The following is a 991-nucleotide window of genomic DNA, read 5'->3' on the forward strand; positions in this document are numbered from 1 at the left end:
CACTAGTACCCATAGCTTCGGTGTATTGCTTAGCCCCGTTAAATCTTCCGCGCAGGCCGACTCGACTAGTGAGCTATTACGCTTTCTTTAAATGATGGCTGCTTCTAAGCCAACATCCTAGCTGTCTAAGCCTTCCCACATCGTTTCCCACTTAGCAATAACTTTGGGACCTTAGCTGATGGTCTGGGTTGTTTCCCTTTTCACGACGGACGTTAGCACCCGCCGTGTGTCTCCCGTATAGTACTCATTGGTATTCGGAGTTTGCAAAGGGTTGGTAAGTCGGGATGACCCCCTAGCCTTAACAGTGCTCTACCCCCAATGGTATTCGTACGAGGCGCTACCTAAATAGCTTTCGAGGAGAACCAGATATCTCCGAGTTTGATTGGCCTTTCACCCCCAGCCACAAGTCATCACCGCATTTTTCAACATACGTGTGTTCGGTCCTCCAATTGATGTTACTCAATCTTCAACCTGCCCATGGCTAGATCACTCGGTTTCGGGTCTACACCTTGCAACTAAACGCGCAGTTAACACTCGGTTTCCCTACGGCTCCGCTATTCGCTTAACCTTGCTACAAAATGTAAGTCGCTGACCCATTATACAAAAGGTACGCAGTCACGGTCTCAAGAACCGCTCCCACTGCTTGTACGTATACGGTTTCAGGTTCTATTTCACTCCCCTCACAGGGGTTCTTTTCGCCTTTCCCTCACGGTACTGGTTCACTATCGGTCAGTCAGGAGTATTTAGCCTTGGAGGATGGTCCCCCCATGTTCAAACAGGATGTCACGTGTCCCGTCCTACTCGTTTTCACGTAAAGTTAGTTTTCATGTACGGGGCTATCACCCTGTGCCGCTGTGCTTTCCAACACATTCCACTAACACCCTCTACGCTTAAGGGCTAATCCCCGTTCGCTCGCCGCTACTAGGGGAATCTCGGTTGATTTCTTTTCCTCCGGGTACTTAGATGTTTCAGTTCCCCGGGTTCGCCTCAC

At 49.8% G+C, this 991-nt stretch carries 1 rRNA gene; it reads right to left on the reverse strand.

The window, feature by feature from the left end:
- A 23S ribosomal RNA gene (locus ACVBJC_RS20350) occupies positions 1-991 on the reverse strand; the annotation flags it as partial.

This window comes from Shewanella sp. 0m-6, from assembly GCF_052977325.1.